19 protein-coding genes are annotated in these 19,656 nt (G+C 65.8%); 11 read left to right on the plus strand and 8 right to left on the minus strand.

Annotation, left to right across the window (positions count from 1 at the left end; translation table 11 throughout):
* Positions 1–9: 9 nt before the first annotated feature.
* Genes RBJ75_RS27640 through RBJ75_RS27650 form a run of 3 tightly spaced genes read right to left on the minus strand, consistent with a single transcriptional unit; the run spans position 10 to position 3,496 of the window.
* Positions 10–501: a CIA30 family protein gene (locus tag RBJ75_RS27640; protein WP_276156995.1), complete on the minus strand. Its 492-nt coding sequence runs from the start codon at positions 499–501 to the stop codon at positions 10–12.
* A complete protein-coding gene (locus RBJ75_RS27645) occupies positions 498–2,183 on the minus strand; it encodes a dienelactone hydrolase family protein (RefSeq protein ID WP_044416150.1) in 1,686 nt (561 codons plus the stop codon). The genes RBJ75_RS27640 and RBJ75_RS27645 overlap by 4 nt, the downstream gene beginning before the upstream one ends.
* Positions 2,183–3,496: a DUF3422 family protein gene (locus RBJ75_RS27650; protein ID WP_044416157.1), complete on the minus strand. Its 1,314-nt coding sequence runs from the start codon at positions 3,494–3,496 to the stop codon at positions 2,183–2,185. Before RBJ75_RS27650 ends, RBJ75_RS27645 begins: the two co-directional genes overlap by 1 nt.
* A 260-nt stretch (positions 3,497–3,756) precedes the next feature.
* Here RBJ75_RS27650 and hemC point away from each other — a divergent pair, with 260 nt between their 5' ends.
* The 4 genes from hemC (at position 3,757) to RBJ75_RS27670 (ending at position 8,713) form a co-directional block, all read left to right on the plus strand.
* Entirely contained in the window at positions 3,757–4,737 is a 981-nt protein-coding gene (gene hemC / locus RBJ75_RS27655; RefSeq protein ID WP_044416159.1) for a hydroxymethylbilane synthase, read from the plus strand.
* Positions 4,738–4,744: 7 nt separating this feature from the next.
* Positions 4,745–5,767 (plus strand): magnesium chelatase ATPase subunit I, encoded by a 1,023-nt coding sequence (gene bchI / locus RBJ75_RS27660; RefSeq protein ID WP_044416151.1) that lies wholly within the window; start codon positions 4,745–4,747, stop codon positions 5,765–5,767.
* Positions 5,764–7,527, plus strand: coding sequence for a magnesium chelatase subunit D (locus RBJ75_RS27665; protein ID WP_276156996.1), 1,764 nt, complete (start codon positions 5,764–5,766; stop codon positions 7,525–7,527). Before bchI ends, RBJ75_RS27665 begins: the two co-directional genes overlap by 4 nt.
* Positions 7,528–7,702: 175 nt before the next feature.
* The gene (locus RBJ75_RS27670; protein ID WP_276156997.1) at positions 7,703–8,713 is read left to right on the plus strand and encodes a L,D-transpeptidase; all 1,011 of its coding nucleotides are present in this window, start codon (positions 7,703–7,705) and stop codon (positions 8,711–8,713) included.
* On the opposite strand, the gene RBJ75_RS27675 is transcribed toward RBJ75_RS27670, so the two are convergent.
* The 3 genes from RBJ75_RS27675 to hemE form a co-directional block, all read right to left on the minus strand.
* Positions 8,714–9,025, minus strand: coding sequence for a HigA family addiction module antitoxin (locus RBJ75_RS27675; protein WP_044417895.1), 312 nt, complete (start codon positions 9,023–9,025; stop codon positions 8,714–8,716). It abuts the gene before it with no gap.
* Between the two features lie 5 nt (positions 9,026–9,030).
* Positions 9,031–9,327: a type II toxin-antitoxin system RelE/ParE family toxin gene (locus tag RBJ75_RS27680; protein ID WP_044417894.1), complete on the minus strand. Its 297-nt coding sequence runs from the start codon at positions 9,325–9,327 to the stop codon at positions 9,031–9,033.
* 134 nt (positions 9,328–9,461) lie between these two features.
* Complete coding sequence (gene hemE / locus RBJ75_RS27685; RefSeq protein WP_173427397.1) at positions 9,462–10,508, minus strand: uroporphyrinogen decarboxylase; 1,047 nt, start codon at positions 10,506–10,508, stop codon at positions 9,462–9,464.
* 110 nt (positions 10,509–10,618) lie between these two features.
* Between hemE and RBJ75_RS27690 the strand changes: the two genes are divergently transcribed.
* The 7 genes from RBJ75_RS27690 (at position 10,619) to RBJ75_RS27720 (ending at position 17,090) form a co-directional block, all read left to right on the plus strand.
* Positions 10,619–11,593, plus strand: coding sequence for an alpha/beta fold hydrolase (locus RBJ75_RS27690; RefSeq protein WP_044417898.1), 975 nt, complete (start codon positions 10,619–10,621; stop codon positions 11,591–11,593).
* 365 nt (positions 11,594–11,958) lie between these two features.
* Positions 11,959–12,855, plus strand: a complete 897-nt coding sequence (gene bchO, locus RBJ75_RS27695) for an alpha/beta fold hydrolase BchO (RefSeq protein WP_044418544.1) — start codon at positions 11,959–11,961, stop codon at positions 12,853–12,855.
* A 64-nt stretch (positions 12,856–12,919) separates the two neighbouring features.
* Entirely contained in the window at positions 12,920–14,455 is a 1,536-nt protein-coding gene (locus RBJ75_RS27700; RefSeq protein WP_044418542.1) for a phytoene desaturase, read from the plus strand.
* Entirely contained in the window at positions 14,452–15,501 is a 1,050-nt protein-coding gene (locus RBJ75_RS27705; protein WP_044418540.1) for a phytoene/squalene synthase family protein, read from the plus strand. The genes RBJ75_RS27700 and RBJ75_RS27705 overlap by 4 nt, the downstream gene beginning before the upstream one ends.
* Before the next feature lie 274 nt (positions 15,502–15,775).
* Positions 15,776–16,672, plus strand: coding sequence for an oxygen-dependent coproporphyrinogen oxidase (gene hemF, locus RBJ75_RS27710; protein WP_044418677.1), 897 nt, complete (start codon positions 15,776–15,778; stop codon positions 16,670–16,672).
* Positions 16,673–16,789: 117 nt separating this feature from the next.
* Positions 16,790–16,921 carry a hypothetical protein gene (locus RBJ75_RS27715; protein WP_283804924.1) on the plus strand — a complete coding sequence of 44 codons (132 nt, stop codon included), beginning with the start codon at positions 16,790–16,792 and terminating at the stop codon, positions 16,919–16,921.
* Positions 16,922–16,943: 22 nt separating this feature from the next.
* Positions 16,944–17,090, plus strand: coding sequence for a hypothetical protein (locus RBJ75_RS27720; RefSeq protein ID WP_173427403.1), 147 nt, complete (start codon positions 16,944–16,946; stop codon positions 17,088–17,090).
* A gap of 585 nt (positions 17,091–17,675) precedes the next feature.
* Here the strand turns inward: RBJ75_RS27720 and RBJ75_RS27725 are convergent.
* Entirely contained in the window at positions 17,676–18,524 is an 849-nt protein-coding gene (locus tag RBJ75_RS27725) for a MaoC family dehydratase N-terminal domain-containing protein (RefSeq protein WP_044410979.1), read from the minus strand.
* Positions 18,521–19,633 (minus strand): CaiB/BaiF CoA transferase family protein, encoded by a 1,113-nt coding sequence (locus tag RBJ75_RS27730; protein ID WP_044410977.1) that lies wholly within the window; start codon positions 19,631–19,633, stop codon positions 18,521–18,523. Before RBJ75_RS27730 ends, RBJ75_RS27725 begins: the two co-directional genes overlap by 4 nt.
* Positions 19,634–19,656: the final 23 nt, after the last annotated feature.

The raw sequence follows: 19,656 nt of genomic DNA on the forward strand, positions 1-19,656 counted from the left end.
CGGAGCAGATCAATAAAATGCCAGCCGCGCAACGGCGAGATCGCCGTCGAATTCGCGGCCCATCGCCACCAGCCCGATCCGGCGCAGCCGGGCGATGTTGAGCGGCGCGTCGGTGCGATGCGGCGCGAATTGCGCAAATGGCAGCTCGATCGTGGTCCATTGCGACGGCGCGACGAATTCCTGCCGATAGGATTGTTGCGGCCGGTCGAGATCGGTGCTGCGCAGATGCGCGCCGTAGCGCTCGCCAGTGCCGAACACGTCGAGAACGATGCCGGTGAGGCCGCTCGCATCGATCGCGCCGCCGTCGGGCGCCAGATCGAGCGCGATCTGGATGAAGCCGCCATTATTCTCGGTGCTGACGCGGCCGCACATCTGCACGGCATCACGGCCCGCGATCGCCATCTCGGCGATGCTGCCGCGCGACACCCCGCCCATCACCGCGTCGGTGACCAGCCGCCAGCACAGCGCGCCGGTCGCGGGCCATAATTCGCCGGGAGTCATCGGATCACCATCGGGAACGTCACCGCGATCGCCCACGCGAAGATCGCCGCATTGGCGAGCGCGCCGGGCAGCGGGTGATTGGTCGCCCTGTAGCTCCAATTGCTGATCAGCCCGAACGCCAGGAACAACAGCAGGATCGCCGGCACGATGATGATCAGGAAGAATAATTTGTGCAGATTGAGCGCCACCGCCGCCGCCAGCGAGGCGAGGAAGCAGAATTTGGCGAAGGCATAGCCGCCGCGCGGCGCGTGTGCCCCGTGCGCCATCCATTCCGCGGTGAGGAAATACGGCACGGTGCCGCAGGCCACCGCGGCGATCAGATGAATCCGCGGTTCGATCGGCAGGAACGAGAAGACGTAAGTATCGAGCGGCAGACCGAAGGCGAGGATGTTGTAGGCGGCCACGGCGGCTGCGGCGATGACGAGCGCCTTGATACTGACCGTCGGACGTGCGTGCTGGCTGTCGGCATCCAATTTCGTCATGCCCGGGCTTGACCCGCCTGCGGGGCCGAAGCCGCTTTGGCGCGGCGAAGGCCCGGGCATCCAAGCCTTGGCGGCATCGCCTTGTGTCCGTGGATGGCCGGGTCGAGCCCGGCCATGACGAAGGAAAGGCATTTGTCCAGGCAAGACCAGCAGGATCGCGCCGGTCAACAGTCCATAGAGCAGAAAATGCAGCGTCAGATAATCGCCGAGCAGGATGATCAGGAAGTCTGTCGGCGCCTTCCACAATATCAAGGGCGTCAGCACCGCGGGCAGGATCGCGGCGATCAGCAATTGCTTCCAGCTCAGGCTGGCGCCCATCGGCACCGGCGCGGCTTTCGGCAGCAGCGTCGACAATGGCCAGGCCAGCGCGATCAGTCCGAAGAACAACAGGCCCAGCGCGCTTGGCCGGCGGTCGATCCAGCCGGAGCTGGTGCGACCGAAGCTCTCATTCATCCATTGCAGCGCTTCGCGCATGCTATCCCGGCTGTACAGCACGCCGATATGTTCGACACCGGACGACAGCGCCAGCCGCCGCGCGCTGCCGTCGTTGAAGTCGCCATAGCTGCGGCCGGCCACGGCGCCGCCGCCGGTGGTCTGGTTGACGATGCGCAAGCCTTCGTCCTTCAGCATCTGCGGCTCGAGCGCGCCGACGATCACCAGGAGATTATGCGGCAGCGTCGCGGTCGATTTCCGGGTGAACACCGAGACCGCGACGGTGGCGCTTATCTCCGGATGGGCGACGGCATATTGCACCACGATATCGGAGGCCATCGAATGGCCGAGCACCGCGACCCGGCCGTCATTGTCCGGCAGGGTGCGGGCGAAATCGGTGACGCGGCCGAGTTCGGCGACCAGCACGCCGGTCACATTGGTCGGCTCGTCGATATCGCCGCGGATCGGCACCGGGTTGCGGCCGTGCCCGGTAAAATCGAAGGTCACGGCGATATAGCCGTTGCGCGCCAGCGTGTCGGCGAAGGGCTGCATCAATTGCTGCGAGCCGGCAAAGCCATGGGCGATCACCACCACCGGCGCCGGGGCGTCGGAGGCCGGCCGATAGATCGTCACCGGAGTCTCGCCGACGTGGGCGGTCGACACCCGTAGCCCGTCGGTCATGCCATGCAACTGCCACAACGCCACCGCCAGCGCGGCGAGCGCGACGATAGCGACGACGATGCGCAGGGGCTTGGCGAAGCGGCGCATCAATCCTCGTCCGCGATGTGTTTCTTGCGGATGCTGCGCACCGTCCACCAGATCGACACGGCGGCGATCGGCACGAACAGGGCGGTTGCGACGCCGGGGTCGATCGGCAGTCGGCCGCTTTCGCTGGCGCCCTTCACCAGATAGCCGAACAACCCGACCACGTAATAAGTGATCGCGGCGGTGGACAGGCCCTCGACCGTGGTCTGCAGCCGCAATTGCAGCCGGGTCCGCGCGTTCATCGATTTCAGCAGGTCCTGGTTCTGCTGTTCCAGTTCGACGTCGACCCGCGTGCGCAGCAGATTGGCGGCGCGCGCCAGCTTCAGCGACAGGTCGGACTGCCGCGCTTCGGTGGTGATGCAGGTCCGCATCGCCGGCTTCATCCGCCGCGCCAGGAATGACGACCAGGTCGGCAACCCGCCGACCTTGCGTTCGCCCAGCGTCGCCAGCCGTCCGGTCATGATTTCATCATAGGCCCGACTGGCGCCGAAGCGATACTGGCTGGCGGCGGCGCCGGCCTCGACCTCGGCGGCCAGCGCGGTCAGTTCCTCGAGCAGTCTGTGATTGCTGGCGAGGTCGCCGGCGCCGCGCATTTCCTGGGTGACCTCGGCCAGCCGGCGTTCGGAATTGGCGATCGACGGCGTCAGCCGCTGCGCCTCGGGCAGGCCGAGCAGCGCCAGCGTCCGATAGGTTTCGACCTCGAGCACGCGCTGCACCAGCGCGCCGGCGCGCTCCGGCGCCATGCCGCGATCGACCACCAGGATGCGGACAAAGCCCGAGGGGCCGGGCTGGAAGTCGGTGGCATACAACGCCGCGCCGTCGGAATTTTCGGCGACCGCGAGGCTGGCGCGATCGAACAGCCGCTCCGGCGCGGTGCGCGGCGGGTCGTCCTTCATCAGATGCAGATCGACCGCGACCAGCACCGGGCCGGGCTGCGGCAGCAGCCGCATCGGCGAGGCGATCGACGACGCATCGGGATGAAACGGTGCCGCCGCGGTGTCGGCGGGGATCTCCCAGGTGTAGGTGGTGAATTCCGAATGCTGCTCCCAACGCAGGATCGTGGTGCCGAACGGCGCGCGATGCTGCTTCTCGCCGGGCGCCGGCGGCGGCAGGCCGCGCGATTCACAAAATGCGATCAGGTTGGCGCGGTCGGCCTGTCCTGCTGCGCCTGCGGTGTCGAAGGCGAAATGCACGATGCGCGATGGCCCGTGCAGCGCCGTAAACGGCCGCGCATGAACCTCGCCGAGCACGGCCGCGCGCAATGGATGCGGCGAAAGTCTTACGTTGCCGTCGCCGATCAATATCCCAGTCGTCATCTCGCTTTTGACCTTGCTCAATACGTCTATCGTTGACTTGAGTAGCATTGCACTGCGACAGACAGAAGCCGAAAGGTTGTACCTGCGATACTTCGTGTTAAGTCGTCGCAGGATCCGGAACTGCGGTCAGAACAGTGGCTTGACGCGCGGTAATTGTTTCTCGTAAGCCGGGTCATTGGTTTGCAATCTGGTGCGGGCCGGTTCTAAGGTTCGGCCAAACTTCGCCGCGGGCCCTTCGCGGTTGTCGAATGGAGCGTGTGGTGGCAGTTTCAGTCCGGATCGGCACTCGCAAGAGCGTCATGGCCCTTGCCCAGACCGAGGACATCGCAAAGCAGCTCAGAGCAGCCGCCAGCGAACTCGAAGTCGAAATCGTCAAATTCGAAACCGTCGGTGATTCCGACCAGATCAGCAAGCTGCTGCCGCATGGCGGCAAGGGCGGGGCCTTCGTCGCCGAGATCCGCGCCGCGGTGATCGCCGGCAAGCTCGAAGCCTGCATGCATTCGCTCAAGGACATGCCGGGCAATGAAGACACGCCGGGCCTGGTGATCGGCGCGACGCTGGCGCGCGATCCCGCCACCGACGCGCTGGTGCTGCGCAAGGGCTTGACGCTCGACGAGCTGAAGGCATCGCGCGGCAAGGGCTACACCATCGGCACCAATGCGGTGCGGCGCGCGGCCTATGCCAGGCGGCTGTTTCCCGAGATCAACATCATTCACTTCCGCGGTGCCGCCGATACGCGCATCCGCAAGCTCGACAATGCCGAGAAGCAGAAACTGCCGGACGGCGGCATGGTCGGCCCCGCCGATGCGCTGATCATGGCGCGCTCCGGGCTGCAGCGGGTCGGCTTCGCCGATCGCATCGTGCATGATTTTACGCCGCAGGAGATGCTGCCCTCGGCCGGGCAGGGCATCGTCGCGGTGGAGTGCGCGGCTGATAATTGGCAGGTCCGCAAATATCTGGCGATGATCGATGACCCCGCGGCGCGGCTGTGCTGCGACGCCGAGCGCGAAGTGCTGTGGGTGCTGAACGGCCACTGCAATTCGCCGATGGCGGCGTATTCGACCATCGACGGCGCGCAGATGACGCTCAGTGCGTCAGTGCTCGACGAAGAGGGCGGCAGTTTCATCGAGGCCTCGCGCGTGGGTCCGGCAAATCGCCCCCGCGAACTCGGCCGCGCCGTCGCGCTGGATCTTCTCGACAAGGGCGCCGCGGCGATCATCGAACGCACGCGGCCGGAGTAACCATCACATGGCGACAGTTTTTCCGTTTTCCGCCATCGTCGGCCAGGAAGAGATGAAGCTCGCGCTGCTGATCGCGGCGATCGATCCCAAGGTCGGCGGCGTGCTGGCGTTCGGCGACCGCGGCGCCGGCAAGTCGACCGCGGTGCGCGCGCTGGCGGCACTGCTGCCGAAGATGAAGGTCGTGGTCGGCTGCCGCTATAATTGCGATCCGGAGCTGCCGAAGGCGTTCTGCGACGAGTGCAAGGAAAAAGAGAAGCACGGCAAGCTAAAAACCGCGCAGGTGCCGGTGCCGGTGGTCGATCTGCCGCTCGGCGCGACGGAAGACCGCGTGGTCGGCGCGCTCGACCTGGAGCGCGCGCTGGCCAAGGGCGAGAAGGCGTTCGAGCCCGGGCTGCTGGCCCGCGCCCATCGCGGCTTTCTCTATATCGACGAGGCCAATCTGCTCGAGGATCATCTGGTCGATCTGCTGCTCGACGTTGCCGCTTCGGGCGAGAACGTGGTCGAGCGCGAGGGCCTCAGCATCCGCCATCCGGCGCGCTTCGTGCTGGTCGGCACCGGCAATCCCGAGGAAGGCGAATTGCGCCCGCAATTGCTGGATCGGTTCGGCCTGTCGGTCGAGGTCAAGACTCCGGACACGCTGCCGGAGCGGATCGAGGTGGTGCGCCGTCGTGACTCTTTCGAGAATGACTCGGCGGCATTCCTGACCCATTGGGCCAAGGAAGAGACCAAGTTGCGCAAGAAGATCACCCAGGCCCGCGAACGGCTGCCGGAGGTCACGGTGAGCGACGCGGCGCTGGAGCGCGCGGCGACCTTGTGCATGGCGCTCGGCACCGACGGCCTGCGCGGCGAATTGACGCTGATGCGCGCCGCGCGCGCGCTGGCGGCGCTGGAGCACGACAAGACCGTCACCGACGATCATCTCAAGCGCATCGCGCCCTCGGCGCTGCGGCACCGGCTGCGGCGCAATCCGCTCGACGACGCCGGCTCGTCGGTGCGGGTCGACCGCGCCATTGCCGAAATCTTCGGATGAGCATCGCGCTCGCATGGTCCGATGCGGCGACCGCGGCGCAATTGTTCGCGGTCGATCCGGTCGGCACCGGCGGGGTGCTGTTGCGCTCGCGCGCCGGCCCCGTGCGCGACCGCTGGCTGGCGCTGCTGCGCGCCGCGCTGCCGCCGGACGACGCCCATAAGCATCTGCCGCTGCATATCGGCGACGGTCGCCTGCTCGGCGGACTCGACCTGTCGGCGACGCTGCTGGCCGGCCGCCCGGTCGCCGAGCGCGGCTTGCTGGCCGAAGCCGATGGCGGCGTGCTGGTGCTGGCGATGGCCGAGCGGATGTCGTCGTCGACCACCGTGCATGTCACCGCCGCGATGGATGCCCACGAGACATTGGTCGAGCGCGACGGGCTGTCGCTGCGGATGCCGGCCCGCTTCGGCGTGGTGGCGCTCGACGAGGGGCTCGAGGACGAATTCGCGCCGGCGTCGTTGCGCGACCGGCTCGCCTTTCATGTCGATCTCGATCAGTTCTCGTTCCGCGACACCGACGACTTCCCGATTTCGCTCGACGAGATCGTCGCGGCGCGGGCGCGGCTGTCGGCGATCCAGGTCGACAGCGAGCAGATCGAGGCGATCTGCACCGCCGCCGCGGCACTCGGCATCGTGTCGCTGCGCGCGCCGCTCTTGGCACTGCGCGGCGCCCGCGCCGCCGCGGCGCTGAACGGTCACGACAAGATCGAGCAGGACGACATCGCGATCGCCGCAAGGCTGGTGCTGGCGCCGCGCGCGCTGGTCTTTCCGCAGGCCGATCAGCCCGATGCCGAGGAGCCGCCGCCGCCCGAACCGCCGCCGGAAGATGATTCCGAAGACAATAACACGGAGCAGCAGACCCCGGATATCGACAAGGCGCTCGACGAAGTCATTCTCGCCGCGGTGCAGGCGGCGATTCCGCCCGGCGTGCTGGCGGCGCTGCGCGCCTCGTCGGGCCGCGCGCGGTCGCGCTCCTCCGGCAAGGCCGGCGAGTTGCAGAAATCGAAGAAGCGCGGCCGCCCCACCGGCTCGGTGCGGGGTGAGCTGCGCGACGGCTCCAAACTCAACGTGATCGAGACATTACGCGCGGCGGCGCCGTGGCAGCCGCTGCGACGGCGTCAGGCCGCGGGCCGCGAAGGCGCGCAACCGCGCATCCTGATCGAGAAGGACGATTTCCGCATCGCCCGGTTCAAGCAGCGCACCGAGACCACCACCATTTTCGTGGTCGATGCCTCGGGTTCGGCGGCGCTGCATCGCCTGGCCGAGGCCAAGGGCGCGGTCGAATTGCTGCTGGCGGATTGCTATGTGCGCCGCGACCAGGTGGCGATGATCGCGTTTCGCGGCACCATCGCCGAGATCCTGTTGCCGCCGACTCGCTCCTTGGCGCGCGCCAAGCGCAGCCTCGCCGGGCTGCCCGGCGGCGGCGGCACGCCGCTGGCGGCCGGGCTCGACGCCGCCTTCATGCTGGCCGACTCGATCCGGCGCAAGGGCCAGACGCCGACCGTGATCGTGCTGACCGACGGCCGCGCCAATATCGCCCGCGACGGCGCGCCGGGCCGGCCCAAGGCCGAGGAAGACGCGATGGCGTCGGCGCGGCAGATGCGCGCCGCCGGCATCAATGCGGTGTTGGTCGACATGTCGCCGCGCCCGGGGCCGTTGGCCGAACAAGTCGCCAAGGAAATGGGCGCGCGCTATCTGCCGCTGCCCTATGCCGACGCCACCGTGCTGTCGCAGGCGGTGCTGGCGTCGACGCAGACGGCGTAGCCGGCGCTGCGGCCAAGTACACAAATTAACCAGTCTTAACGACCGCGTCGCAAAGTATTAACGCAGCGAGCGGCCGCGCCGGCACGATTTATGCCGTCGTGGCGGAACGGATCGGCCGCGGCGATCTTGTCATCACGCGCGCCGTCGGCCCGCATTCACATCAGGCAAGACTTACATGAATCGCTGGATCGTCGCTCTTGGGTTTTTGTTAGTTCCGTCGCTGCCGGCCGTCGCGGCGGACCTGACACCCGACATGATCAACGCGGCCAGCTTCAGCGGCGAGATTCCGAAAGTCGACGACATCAGTCCGCTGGCGGTCAAGGTCCAGGTGCTGCTCGACCGGGTCCGGTTCTCGCCCGGCCAGATCGACGGCCGCTTCGGCGAGAATGTCGAAAAGGCGCTGAGCGCCTTCGCCACGTTCAACCAGCTGCCGCCGGGCAAGGCGCTGACGCCGGAAATCTGGTCGCGGCTGCAGGCCGTCGCCGACGACGCGGTGGTGACCTCCTACAGCATCAGCCAGGACGACCTCAAAGGTCCGTTCCTGAAATCGATTCCGGCGCAGATGGAGGACATGAAGTCGCTCGACCATCTCGGCTATACCGGTCCGAAGGAGGAGCTCGCCGAACGCTTCCATATGAGCCCTGAACTGTTGAGCGCGCTCAACCCCGGCCAGAACTTCGATCACGCTGGCGACAGCATCAACGTCATCGATATTTCGGTCGACGCTGTCGCCGGCAAGCTGAACGAGACCGCCAAGGTCGCGCGCATCGAGGTCGACAAGGATCGCCAGACCGTCGAGGCCTTCAACAAGGACGGCGCGCTGATGGCATTCTATCCGGCCACCGTCGGCAGCGAGGAAAAGCCGACGCCTTCGGGGACCTTGAAGGTGGTGATCGTGCAGCCCGATCCGGTCTATCACTACAATCCGAAATACAAATTCCGCGGCGTCGACACCGACAAGCCGTTCGAAATCGCGCCGGGGCCGAACAATCCGGTGGGCGTGATCTGGATCGGCCTGTCCGCCGAGGGCTATGGCATTCACGGTACCGCCGAACCCTCCACCATCAGCAAGCGCGGCTCGCATGGCTGCGTCCGCCTCACCAATTGGGACGCCAAACGGCTCGGCGCGATGGTCGACAAGGGCGTCGAGGTGACCTTTGTTGGCGACGTGGCGGCGGCGAAGTAGTTACTCCGCGGCACTCGGCAGCGGGCGCGCGCGGTTGATCCGCTGGCGCTGCAGCGGTGAATGCATCGCGGTCCACAAATCGCTGCGTCGCTGCACGTTGAGCCAGAACTCGGCGCTGTTGCCGAACACCCGGGCGAGGATCAGCGCGGTCGGCGCGGTCAACGCCCGGCGATTGTTGCAAAGTTCATTGACATGCTTGCGCTGCACCCCCATCGCCTCGGCCAGCGCGACTTGCGTCAGCCCAAGCGGTTCCATGAATTCGGCGACCAGGATTTCGCCGACGCTCACCGGCTTGCGTTTCGTCGTCAACATGGCTCTCACCTATAGCTGTGGTCGTCGAGATAGATGTCGGACGCTTCACCCAACCCGCCGTCCCATCGAAAGATCAACCGCCACTGCTGATTGACGCGGATCGAGTGAAAGCCTGCCAGTTTCCCGCGCAGCTTCTCAAAATGGTTGCTGGGCGGAACGCGCAAATCCTGATCGCTGGTTGCGTCCTCGATCATTTGGAGCTTGCGGAACGGGCGGTTCTCCAGGCCGACCGGGATGTGGCGCGAGCGAACGTCATCCACGAAAAAGGCGCGAAGCCAATCGTCACGGAAGTTGACGAGCATCGGGGCCTCCGGCAATGGATCATTGTACCACTCGGCGGGACAGGCGGCAAGCGCCGTGCACCGGCATGGCCAGGACATGAAAATGGCCGGGACAGGCCCGGCCATCTCAAATTCTGCGGCTGGACTTCGCGGACTCAGCCCTTAAACGCCCGCACCCGTTTGACCATCTGCTCGACATGGGCGACCGGGGTTTCGGGTTGGATGCCGTGGCCGAGATTGAAGATGTGGCGGCCGGCGGAGAAGTTCTTCAGCACGTCGTCGATCGCCTCGTCGAGCGCCGCGCCGCCGGCGATCAGCACCAGCGGATCGAGATTGCCCTGCACCGCGACCTTGGTCTGAACCTGCTCGCGGACCATTTTCGGGTCGGTGGTCCAGTCGATCGACACGCCGTCGACTCCGGTGCGTTCGACGAAGCCCGGCAGCAGCCCGCCGGCGCCGCGCGGGAAGCCGATGATCTTGGCGCCCGGCACCACCTTGCGCACGCCCTCGACGATCCGCCGGGTCGGCTCCACCGACCAGCGCTCGAATTCGCGCGGCGGCAGCACGCCGGCCCAGGTGTCGAAGATCTGCAGCACGTCGGCGCCGGCCTCGAGCTGCTTCAGCAGATATTGGATCGAGCTGTCGACCAGCACGTCGATGATCTTGGCGAAGGCGCCGGGATGCCGATAGGCCATCATCCGCGCCGGGCCCTGATCCGGGGTGCCGCGGCCGGCGACCATATAGGTCGCCACCGTGAACGGCGCGCCGCAGAAGCCGATCAGCGTGGTCTCGGGGGCGAGCTCCTTGCGCACCATCCGCAGCGCCTCGAACACCGGCTCGAGCTTGGACAGGTCGATGGCGCCCGCCAGCGTGCCGACCTTGTCGGGCGAATCCAAGGGATCGAGCCGCGGACCTTCGCCGACCTCGAAGCGCACGGCGCGGCCCAGCGCATAGGGCACCACCAGAATATCGGAAAAAATGATCGCGGCGTCGAATCCGAAGCGGCGGATCGGCTGCAGCGTCACCTCGGCGGCGAATTCCGGATTGAAACACAGATCCAGAAAACCGCCGGCCTTGGCGCGCACCTCGCGGTATTCCGGAAGGTAGCGGCCGGCCTGCCGCATCATCCACATCGGCGGCGAGGCTTGCCGGTTGCCGGAAAGCACTTCAATGAATGGTTTGGTCACGAGTTTCTGTGTCAAGACATGTATCCATTGCTATACGACAGGCAGTCTTGACGGGTCTGATACACTGTCGACATCGTCTTGACCACGCCGAGATGCAGCCGCAGGCCGCGAACAGGAATTTCCAGATGAATGCAACCGCACCCACCCATGGATCGAACCTCGGATCAAGCGCGACGTCCGCGACCCCCGAACTGCCGGCGCCGGTCTCCGGGGAGCGCCATGACATCGACAGCTTCGCCGGCCGGCTGACCTATTGGGCGGCGTCGTCCGAGGCCAATGCCGCCGGGACGCCGCTGCTGCTGATCCACAGCATCAACGCCGCCGGATCGGCCTATGAGATCAAACCGATCTATGAACACTACGCCAAAAGCCGCCCGGTCTATGCAATCGAGCTGCCCGGCTTTGGTCATTCGTCGCGCGGCAAGCGTCAATACACAATTCGGATGATGACGGACGCCGTGCACGCGGCGGTTGGTGAAATCCGCAAGCGCCATGGCGAGGCGCCGATCGACGCGGCGGCGCTGTCGCTGGGCTGCGAATTCCTCGCCCGCGCCGCCGAAGAGACCCCGGGCGTGTTCCGCAGCTTGGCGCTGATCAGCCCCACCGGATTCGACGGCCGTTCGGTGCGCTGGGTGCGCGGCTCGCGGGCGATTCCGTGGCTGCATTCCTTCTTCGAAGTGCCGCTGTGGAGCGAGGCATTCTGGCGCCTGCTGACCACGCGCGCGGTGATCGGCTGGTTCTTGAAGAAGACCTTCGGCTCGCCGAAATTCGACAAGGGGTTGTTGGACTACGACTATGTGACGACGCATCAGCCCGGTGCGCAGCACGCGCCGTATTATTTCGTCTCCGGCTATCTGTTCAGCCAGGACGTGTTGCGGATCTATCAGGAGCTGCCAATGCCGGTGTGGTTCTCGCACGGCGTCCGCGGCGATTTCGTCGATTACGCCCGCAAGGACAGCGTGGAGGGAAAGCCGAACTGGAGCGTCACGGTATTTCAGACCGGCGCGATGCCGCATTTCGAACTGCCCGAGGATTTCATGCGCAGCTATGATGAATTTCTCGCCCGCGTGTCGATCGCGCCGGTCGCGGAGACGGTGTGATTGGTGATGACACGGCATTTCATCCTGCCGCTTCGTAACCCGACCGGCCTCATCCTCAGAGTCTGACTCTAAAAGGGATCAATAGAATGAGGCCTCCAAGGTCGTCATTGCGAGGAGCTGTTGCGACGAAGCAATCCAGTCTGTGCTTGGCGCCCCTGGATTGCTTCGCGTTCGGACGGCGCGATGCGCCGTCCTCGGCTCGCAATGACGAAATCACTTCTGATTTTATTGGCTTGTTTTTCAGTCAGACGCTGAGGAGCGGCCCACCGGGCCGCGTCGCGAAGGATGACGCCGAATATCCTCATGGTTCGAGACGCCCAAGGGGCGGGCTCCTCACCATGAGGCGCAATCACCCGGGCTGATCCATGTCCGATCTGCTGTGGAGCAAGGATGGCCATGACTGGCCGCATCGCGCGGCCAGCGCCTTTGTCGAGGCCGCGGGATTCCGCTGGCATGTGCAGCGCATGGGCGATCCCCAGGCGCCGGCCATGCTGCTGGCACATGGGACCGGGGCGGCGTCGCATTCCTGGCGCGGCTTGGCGCCTCTGCTGGCCCGGCACTATGATGTGATCGCGCCGGATCTGCCCGGTCACGGCTTCACCCAATCGCCGAAATCGCAGCTTCTGTCGCTGCCCGGGATGGCGGCGGATCTCGCCGCGCTGCTGCGCGTGCTTAAAGTCGCGCCGCGGATCGTGGTCGGCCATTCGGCGGGCGCGGCGATCCTGGCGCGGATGTGCCTCGACGGCAGCATCGATCCGAAATTGCTGGTCAGCCTCAATGGCGCCTTCCTGCCCTATGGCGGGGCCGCCGCCAATTTCTTTTCGCCGCTGGCCAAGATGCTGGTGATGAACCCGCTGGTGCCGCAGCTGTTCGCCTGGCAGGCCGGCAGCCGCGGCGCGGTCGAGCGGCTGCTCGGCAATACCGGATCGGTGATCGATCCGGCCGGTGTGGCGCTCTACGGTAAATTGGTGCGCAGCCCGGGCCATGTCGCCGCGGCATTGCGGATGATGGCGAATTGGGATCTGGAGCCGCTGCTGCAGGCCTTGCCTGGATTGAAGCCGCTGCTGCTACTGGTCACCGCCGAGAATGATCGGGCGATCCCCCCGGCGCAGGCGCTGCGGGTGCGTCAGATCCAGCCCCGCGCGGCGATCGAGCGGATCGCCGGGCTCGGCCATCTCGCCCATGAAGAACAGCCGCAATTGCTAGCTAATCTCATCGAACGCTATACGAAAATCGCAATGCAAGCTGAGCAGACTGATTGAATGTGTAATGGAGATTTGACATATTCGTGCTAGGCATATGTCAATTTTACGTTACAGTGCGCAAATGCTAGATCCAGGCCCCAAACCGGTTTCTCAGACCTCCCGTGATCGCCAGCCGCATGCGGTGGTGATCGGCTCCGGATTCGGTGGCCTCGCCGCCGCGGTGCGGCTGGGCGCCAAGGGCTATCGGGTCACCGTGCTGGAGAAGCTCGACGCGCCGGGCGGCCGCGCTTACGTCTACAAGCAGGACGGCTTTACCTTCGACGCCGGCCCCACCATCGTCACCGCGCCCTATCTGTTCGAAGAGCTGTGGAAATTATGCGGCAAGCGGCTCGGCGACGACGTGACGCTGGTCCCGATGAAGCCGTTCTACCGGATCCGGTTTAACGACGGCTCGGTGTTCGATTACTCCGACGACAAGGAAGCGGTGCTGCGCCAGATCGCGCAATTCTGCCCGGAAGATGTCGATGGTTATGATCGCTTCATGAAAGCCTCCGAGGCGATCTTCAAGGTCGGCTTCGAGCAGCTCGGCGACATGCCGTTCAACAACTTCACCGACATGGTGAAGATCGCCCCCGACATGATCAAGCTGGAGAGCTATCGCAGCGTCTACAGCCTGGTCTCGAAATATTTCCGCGATCCGCGGCTGCGCATGGTGTTCTCGTTCCATCCGCTGCTGGTCGGCGGCAATCCGTTCAGCGCCACCTCGGTCTATTGCCTGATCACCTTCCTGGAACGGCAATGGGGCGTGCATTTCGCGATGGGCGGCACCGGCCGGCTGATCACCGGCCTGGTCGGGTTGATCGAGGGCCAGGGTAACAAGGTGTTGTGCGGCCAGGATGTCCGCGAGATCGTCGTCGAGAATGGCGCGGCGCGTGGCGTGCGGCTGGCCTCAGGCGAGATCGTCGAGGCCGACATCGTGGTGTCGAACGCCGATTCGGCCTCGACCTATCGCTATCTGTTGCCGGCCTCGGTGCGCTCGCGCTGGACCGATCGCAAGATCGAGAAGGCGCGCTACTCGATGAGCCTGTTCCTGTGGTACTTCGGGACCAAGCGGCGCTATGACGACGTCAAGCACCACACCATCCTGATGGGGCCGCGCTACAAGGAACTCGTCACCGATATTTTCAAGCGCAAGATCTGCGCCGATGATTTCAGCCTGTATCTGCACCGCCCGACCGCCACCGATCCGTCGCTGGCGCCGGAAGGCTGCGATACGTTCTACGTGTTGTCGCCGGTGCCGCATATGCAAAGCGGCATCGACTGGCAGGTCAAGGCGGAAAGCTACCGCAAACTGATCGCGCAATCGCTCAGCGACACCGTGCTGCCCGATCTGGAAAACCAGGTGGTGAGTTCGCGCATGCTGACGCCGCAGGATTTCCAGGATCGGCTGTCGTCGTTCCGCGGCGCCGCCTTCGGGCTCGAGCCGGTGCTGACGCAAAGCGCCTGGTTCAGGCCGCATAATCTCAGCGAAGACGTCGATCGCCTGTATCTCGTCGGTGCCGGAACGCATCCCGGCGCCGGATTGCCCGGTGTGCTATCCTCGGCACGGGTACTCGATTCCTTGGTTCCCGATGCCCATGACCTGGTGAGTACATGACGACAAATTCCGACATGGTCGCCTGCCGCGAAATGATCAAGGAAGGCTCGCGCACCTTCCATGCCGCCTCAAAGGTGTTGCCGCGGCGGATCAGCGATCCGGCGATCGCGCTCTATGCGTTCTGCCGCGTTGCCGACGACGCCGTCGATCTCGGACTCGACCGCGCCGCCGCGGTCGAAGTTCTGAAGGACCGGCTCGACCGCGCCTGTCGCGGGCTGCCGATGGCCTATCCCTCCGACCGCGCCTTCGCCGATGTGGTGGCGCGGTTTTCGATTCCGCCGGCGATTCCCGAGGCGCTGATCGAAGGCCTGGAATGGGACGCCGAGGGACGGCGCTACGAGACGCTGTCGGATCTCTACGCCTATGCGGCCCGCGTCGCCGGCACCGTCGGGGTGATGATGACGCTCGTCATGGGCCAGCGCGCCCCCGATATCGTGGCCCGCGCCTGTGATCTCGGCTGCGCCATGCAGCTCACCAATATCGCCCGCGACATCGGCGAGGACGCCCGCGCCGGCCGGCTCTATATCCCGATGGCGTGGATGCGCGAGGCCGGGCTTGATCCGGATCAATGGCTCGCCAATCCGACCTTCACGCCGGCAATTGCCGGCATCGTCAAGCGGCTGATCGACACCGCCGATGCGTTGTACGATCGCGCTACGCTGGGCATCGCCAATCTGCCGAAATCCTGCCGTCCCGGCATTTTCGCCGCGCGCGCGCTCTATGCCGAGATCGGCCGCGAGGTCGAACGCTCCGGGCTCGATTCGGTCTCCAGCCGCGCCGTGGTGTCGACCGGGCGCAAGCTGGCGGTGCTGGCGCGGATGCTGGCATTCCAGGAAACCGAATGGGCACCGGCGAAATATCTGCCGGCGAAATTCGGCGACATGGCCGAAACCAAATTCCTGATCGACGCCATCATCGCCACGCCGCTGCGCGAACCCGCGCCGGCGCGGCCAAAGGTGCGGCCGGTGGAAGCCAAGGTGGCCTGGCTGGTCGAGCTGTTCTCGCGGCTGGAACGCCGCGACCAGATGCTGCGCAGCCGCGCGTAGGTCAGATCACGCCGCCCCGTGTCCCGGGCGCGATGCGGCACGCAGTGCCGCTTCGCAGAACCGGGACCCCGCTTTCGCGCCGCTTCAACCGGGGCCCCGGCTCTGCAGCGCACCACGCCGCATGCGCGGCGCGTTGCACTGCGTCCGGGGCACGCGACCATTGATCGCGCTGGACTTTGTGAGCGCAGTCTCTCGCCGCTACCCATTCGCAAAAAGCCTCGAAGCCGGCGCGCTTGCATGATACCGATGCGGTGATACGCAACGAAAGCCAATGATGACCATCGACACCGAGACCGAACCGCAAAGCCGCGTCGAGCGCCAGCGCGCCCAGGCCAGGATCTGGTTCGAAAGCCTGCGCGACCGGATCTGCGCCGAGGTGGAAGCGCTGGAGCGCGAGGCGCCGGCCGATCTCTTCCCCGGTGCGCCTGCGACCTTCAGCTACAAGCCGTGGACCCGGCAGACCGGGCAGGGCGGCGGCGTCGGCGGCTTTCTGTCCGGCGGGCGGCTGTTCGAAAAGATCGGCATCCACACCTCGTCGGCCAATGGCCGGCTGACGCCGGAGATGGCCAAGACGCTGCCGGGCGACGGCGTCACGCTGGACTACGTCTCCACCAGCATCAGCCTGATCATGCATCCGCGCAGCCCGCGCGTCCCCACCGTGCATATGAACACCAGGTTTCTGTCGACCGCGCAGGGCTGGTTCGGCGGCGGCGCCGATCTGACCCCGATGCTGCCGGAACAGCGCCGCGACGATGCCGAGGACACGGTGACGTTCCACGCCGCGATGAAGCGCGCCTGCGACGCCCATGATCCGGGCTACTACGCCAAGTTCAAACCCTGGGCCGACAAATATTTCTACCTGCCGCATCGCGGCACCGCGCGCGGCGTCGGCGGGATTTTCTACGATCACCTCAATACGGGGGATTTCGACAAGGATTTCGCCTTCACCCGCGACGTCGGTCTGGCGCTGCTCGATGTCTATCCGCGGATCGTGCGCCAGCGCATGATCGAGCCATGGGGCGAGGCGGAGCGCGCCGCGCAGCTCGCCTGTCGCGGGCTCTATGTCGAATTCAATCTGTTATACGACAAGGGCACGATGTTCGGGCTGCAGACCGGCGGCAATATCGAAACCATCCTCAGCTCGATGCCGCCGCTGGTGAGCTGGAGTTAGAAGCGTTTTCGAGCGAAGTGGATACCGGTTCGCGCGAAGAAAACGCGTCAAGACAAGAATCGAGAACTCCGGTTCTGATCTATCAGAACCGGAGTTCTAGAAGCCGGCGAGGGCGCGATGGAGAACTATCTCGGCCTGATCGAACTCGGTGTCGTGTTTCTGTGCCTGATCGCCGGCTGGGTGCTGCTGGAGCGCCAGGGCCGCCGCCTCGATCGCGAGCGCGACGCGCGGCGCGACGATAAAGACTAGCCGGCCGTCGCGGAGCAACGCCATGAACGCCGACAGCGCATTCAACTATTTCGAATTGATCATCCTCGGCCTGATCGTCGCCTCCTGGGGCGTACTCGAATGGCAAGGCAAACGCCTCGACAAAAAACGCGCGGCCGACCAGAAGCAAAGCGAGCCCAGCCCGAAATAGCAAAGCGGAGAAATCCTCTCGTGTCCCGGACGCGATGCGGCATTCTTCATGCCGCTTCGCAGAGCCGGGACCCCGGTTGTGGGCCTCTCCAAGCGGGACCCCGGTTATACCAATGGACTTTGCCGTTGACTCTCAATCTTGTCATGGCCGGGCTTGTCCCGGCCATCCACGTCTTTGATCAGGCACTGCTTTCAAGGCGTGGATGCCCGGCACAAGGCCGGGCATGACGAACGAGAGGCAACGACCGTTGGTATTACGCACCTGCCCAAGCGGGGCCCCGGCTCTGCAGCGCACCACGCCGCTGCGCGGCGCATTGCGCTGCGTCCGGGGAACGTGGCCGATGCGAATGGGGTAGCCGGTCAGCGCGTCACCAATTCGCGCTGGCAAAGATGTTCGTGTCCCGGACGCGATGCGGCATTCTTCATGCCGCTTCGCAGAGCCGGGACCCCGGTTGCACGCCTCTCTAACCGGGACCCCGGTTACGCACCTCCCCAAGCGGGGCCCCGGCTCTGCAGCGCACCACGCCGCTGCGCGGCGCGTTGCGCTGCGTCCGGGGAACGTGGCCGATGATTCAGCCCGTGGTGGTCACCAGCTCGCGCTGGCCTTCATGGTCGGGGCGCCGGCGGCATTGGCGGTCCATAGTTCCATGCCGGTCGCGGTGTCGTTGGCGTTGACGGAGAATTCGGCGCCGTCGAACAGCGGCTGCACGCCGCGATAGCTGAATTTTTTCGGTGCCTGGCCACCATGCAGCCTGGCGGCAAACTCCACCATCAGCGCGGCCTGCATCGGGCCGTGGAACACCAAGCCCGGATAGAGCTCGACCTTGGTGGCGTAGTCGCGGTCGTAATGGATGCGGTGGCCGTTGAAGGTCAGCGCCGAATAGCGGAACAGCAGCACCGGATCGGCGAAGTGGGTTTCGCGATGCGCCGCGGCCGGCGGTGCCGCTGCGGGCTTGGCGGGCGCCGCCATGGCGGTCGGATTGTCGCGATAGACCAGATCCTGGCGCTCGCGAATGGCGACGCCGCGCGCCGTGGTGATCTCGTGATTGACCGAAACGAAGCACAGCGCCCCGGTCGAGCCGGTCTTCAGCGTCACGTCGGCGATGGTCGAGGTTCGCGTCGCCTCGTCACCGACCCGCAATGGCTCGACGAATTCGATCTCGCCGCCGGCCCACATCCGGCGCGGCAGCGGCACCGGCGGAAGAAACCCGCCGCGGGCAGGGTGGCCGTCGGGGCCGAGCATCGCCATCGGATAGACCGGCTGCGCCAGGCACCAATGCGCGGTGAAGGGTGCGGCGTCGCCTGGGACCGGCGTGCCGATGTCGCAAAACAGCGTCGCCCGCAGCCCCTTCACCAGCTGCGCGGTGACAATGTCGCTGGCCTGTTCGGAGCGGCCGATCCATTGCCGCAGATGGTCGAGATCGATGGTGGTCATGATAAAGGCTTTCCCGGTTTGGCCTTGTCGCCGATCCCCGGCACCGCGCCATAGCTGCGCGGCGCGTCGACCACGATCGCGGCCGGCGCCGGATAGCTGACCACGCCCGCGGGACTATCCACCGAAATCCGCCGCAGATGCGGGTGGCGGGCGAGATCGGCCATGCTGTTGACCTCGGCGAAGGCGATGTCGGCGCTGGCCAGATGCGCCAGCAGGTCCTCGCGGCTCAGCGCGCCGAAGGCGTCGGCCACGGTCCTGTCGGTGAAGGCGCGATTGCGCACCCGCTCGACGCCGTTGCACAGCCGCGGATCGTCGATCAGCTGCGGCTGGCGCAGCACTTCGGCGCAGAGCTTCTTCCATTCCCGCTCGCTCTGGATCGAGATCAGGATGTCCTTGCCGTCCTTGGAGGTGAACACGCCGTAGGGCGCGATCGACGGATGCGCCAAGCCCATCCGCTGCGGCGGGTTGCCGGCCTCGGCGTTGAGCAGCGGCACCGTCAGCCAGTCGGCCATCACGTCGAACATCGAGATCCGGATATCGGCGCCCTGGCCGGTGCGGCCGCGCCCGATCAGCGCTTCGAGGATCGCCGCATGCGCGGTGGCGCCGGTGGCGACGTCGACGATCGACATCCCGACCCGCGACGCGCTTTCCGGCCCGCCGGTGATCGAGGCGAGGCCGCTTTCGGCCTGGATCAGCAGATCATAGGCCTTGCGCTCCGCATAGGGGCCATCGTCGCCATAGCCCGAAATGGTGCAGATGATCAGCGCCGGATAATCCTTGCGCAGCCGTTCGCGGGTGAAGCCGAGGCGGTCCATCGAGCCGGGCTTCAGATTCTGCAGCAGCACGTCGGCGCCGGCGATCAGCGTCTCCAGATCGGCACGGCCGGCCGGGGTGGCCAGATCGATCACCGCGGATTCCTTGCCGCGGTTGAGCCAGACGAAGTAGCTGCTTTGCCCTTTGGCGGCGGCGTCGTAGCCGCGGGCGAAATCGCCCTCCGGCCGCTCCACCTTGACCACATGGGCGCCGGCATCGGCCAGCCGCGAACTACAAAACGGCGCCGCCACCGCCTGTTCGACGGCGACAACGGTTAGGCCTTCAAGCGGCAGCATGGCAAATTTCCGTTGTTTCGCAT

The organism is Rhodopseudomonas sp. BAL398, from assembly GCF_033001325.1.
Taxonomy (GTDB): Bacteria; Pseudomonadota; Alphaproteobacteria; order Rhizobiales; family Xanthobacteraceae; genus JARJEH01.

Coding starts and splice junctions, on each gene's coding strand:
- RBJ75_RS27640 (WP_276156995.1), bottom strand. CDS start 501: ATGACTCCCGGCGAATTATGGCCCGCGACCGGCGCGCTGTGCTGGCGG.
- RBJ75_RS27645 (WP_044416150.1), bottom strand. CDS start 2,183: ATGCGCCGCTTCGCCAAGCCCCTGCGCATCGTCGTCGCTATCGTCGCG.
- RBJ75_RS27650 (WP_044416157.1), bottom strand. CDS start 3,496: ATGACGACTGGGATATTGATCGGCGACGGCAACGTAAGACTTTCGCCG.
- bchI (WP_044416151.1), top strand. CDS start 4,745: ATGGCGACAGTTTTTCCGTTTTCCGCCATCGTCGGCCAGGAAGAGATG.
- RBJ75_RS27665 (WP_276156996.1), top strand. CDS start 5,764: ATGAGCATCGCGCTCGCATGGTCCGATGCGGCGACCGCGGCGCAATTG.
- RBJ75_RS27670 (WP_276156997.1), top strand. CDS start 7,703: ATGAATCGCTGGATCGTCGCTCTTGGGTTTTTGTTAGTTCCGTCGCTG.
- RBJ75_RS27675 (WP_044417895.1), bottom strand. CDS start 9,025: ATGTTGACGACGAAACGCAAGCCGGTGAGCGTCGGCGAAATCCTGGTC.
- RBJ75_RS27680 (WP_044417894.1), bottom strand. CDS start 9,327: ATGCTCGTCAACTTCCGTGACGATTGGCTTCGCGCCTTTTTCGTGGAT.
- RBJ75_RS27690 (WP_044417898.1), top strand. CDS start 10,619: ATGAATGCAACCGCACCCACCCATGGATCGAACCTCGGATCAAGCGCG.
- bchO (WP_044418544.1), top strand. CDS start 11,959: ATGTCCGATCTGCTGTGGAGCAAGGATGGCCATGACTGGCCGCATCGC.
- RBJ75_RS27700 (WP_044418542.1), top strand. CDS start 12,920: ATGCTAGATCCAGGCCCCAAACCGGTTTCTCAGACCTCCCGTGATCGC.
- RBJ75_RS27705 (WP_044418540.1), top strand. CDS start 14,452: ATGACGACAAATTCCGACATGGTCGCCTGCCGCGAAATGATCAAGGAA.
- hemF (WP_044418677.1), top strand. CDS start 15,776: ATGACCATCGACACCGAGACCGAACCGCAAAGCCGCGTCGAGCGCCAG.
- RBJ75_RS27715 (WP_283804924.1), top strand. CDS start 16,790: ATGGAGAACTATCTCGGCCTGATCGAACTCGGTGTCGTGTTTCTGTGC.
- RBJ75_RS27720 (WP_173427403.1), top strand. CDS start 16,944: ATGAACGCCGACAGCGCATTCAACTATTTCGAATTGATCATCCTCGGC.
- RBJ75_RS27725 (WP_044410979.1), bottom strand. CDS start 18,524: ATGACCACCATCGATCTCGACCATCTGCGGCAATGGATCGGCCGCTCC.
- RBJ75_RS27730 (WP_044410977.1), bottom strand. CDS start 19,633: ATGCTGCCGCTTGAAGGCCTAACCGTTGTCGCCGTCGAACAGGCGGTG.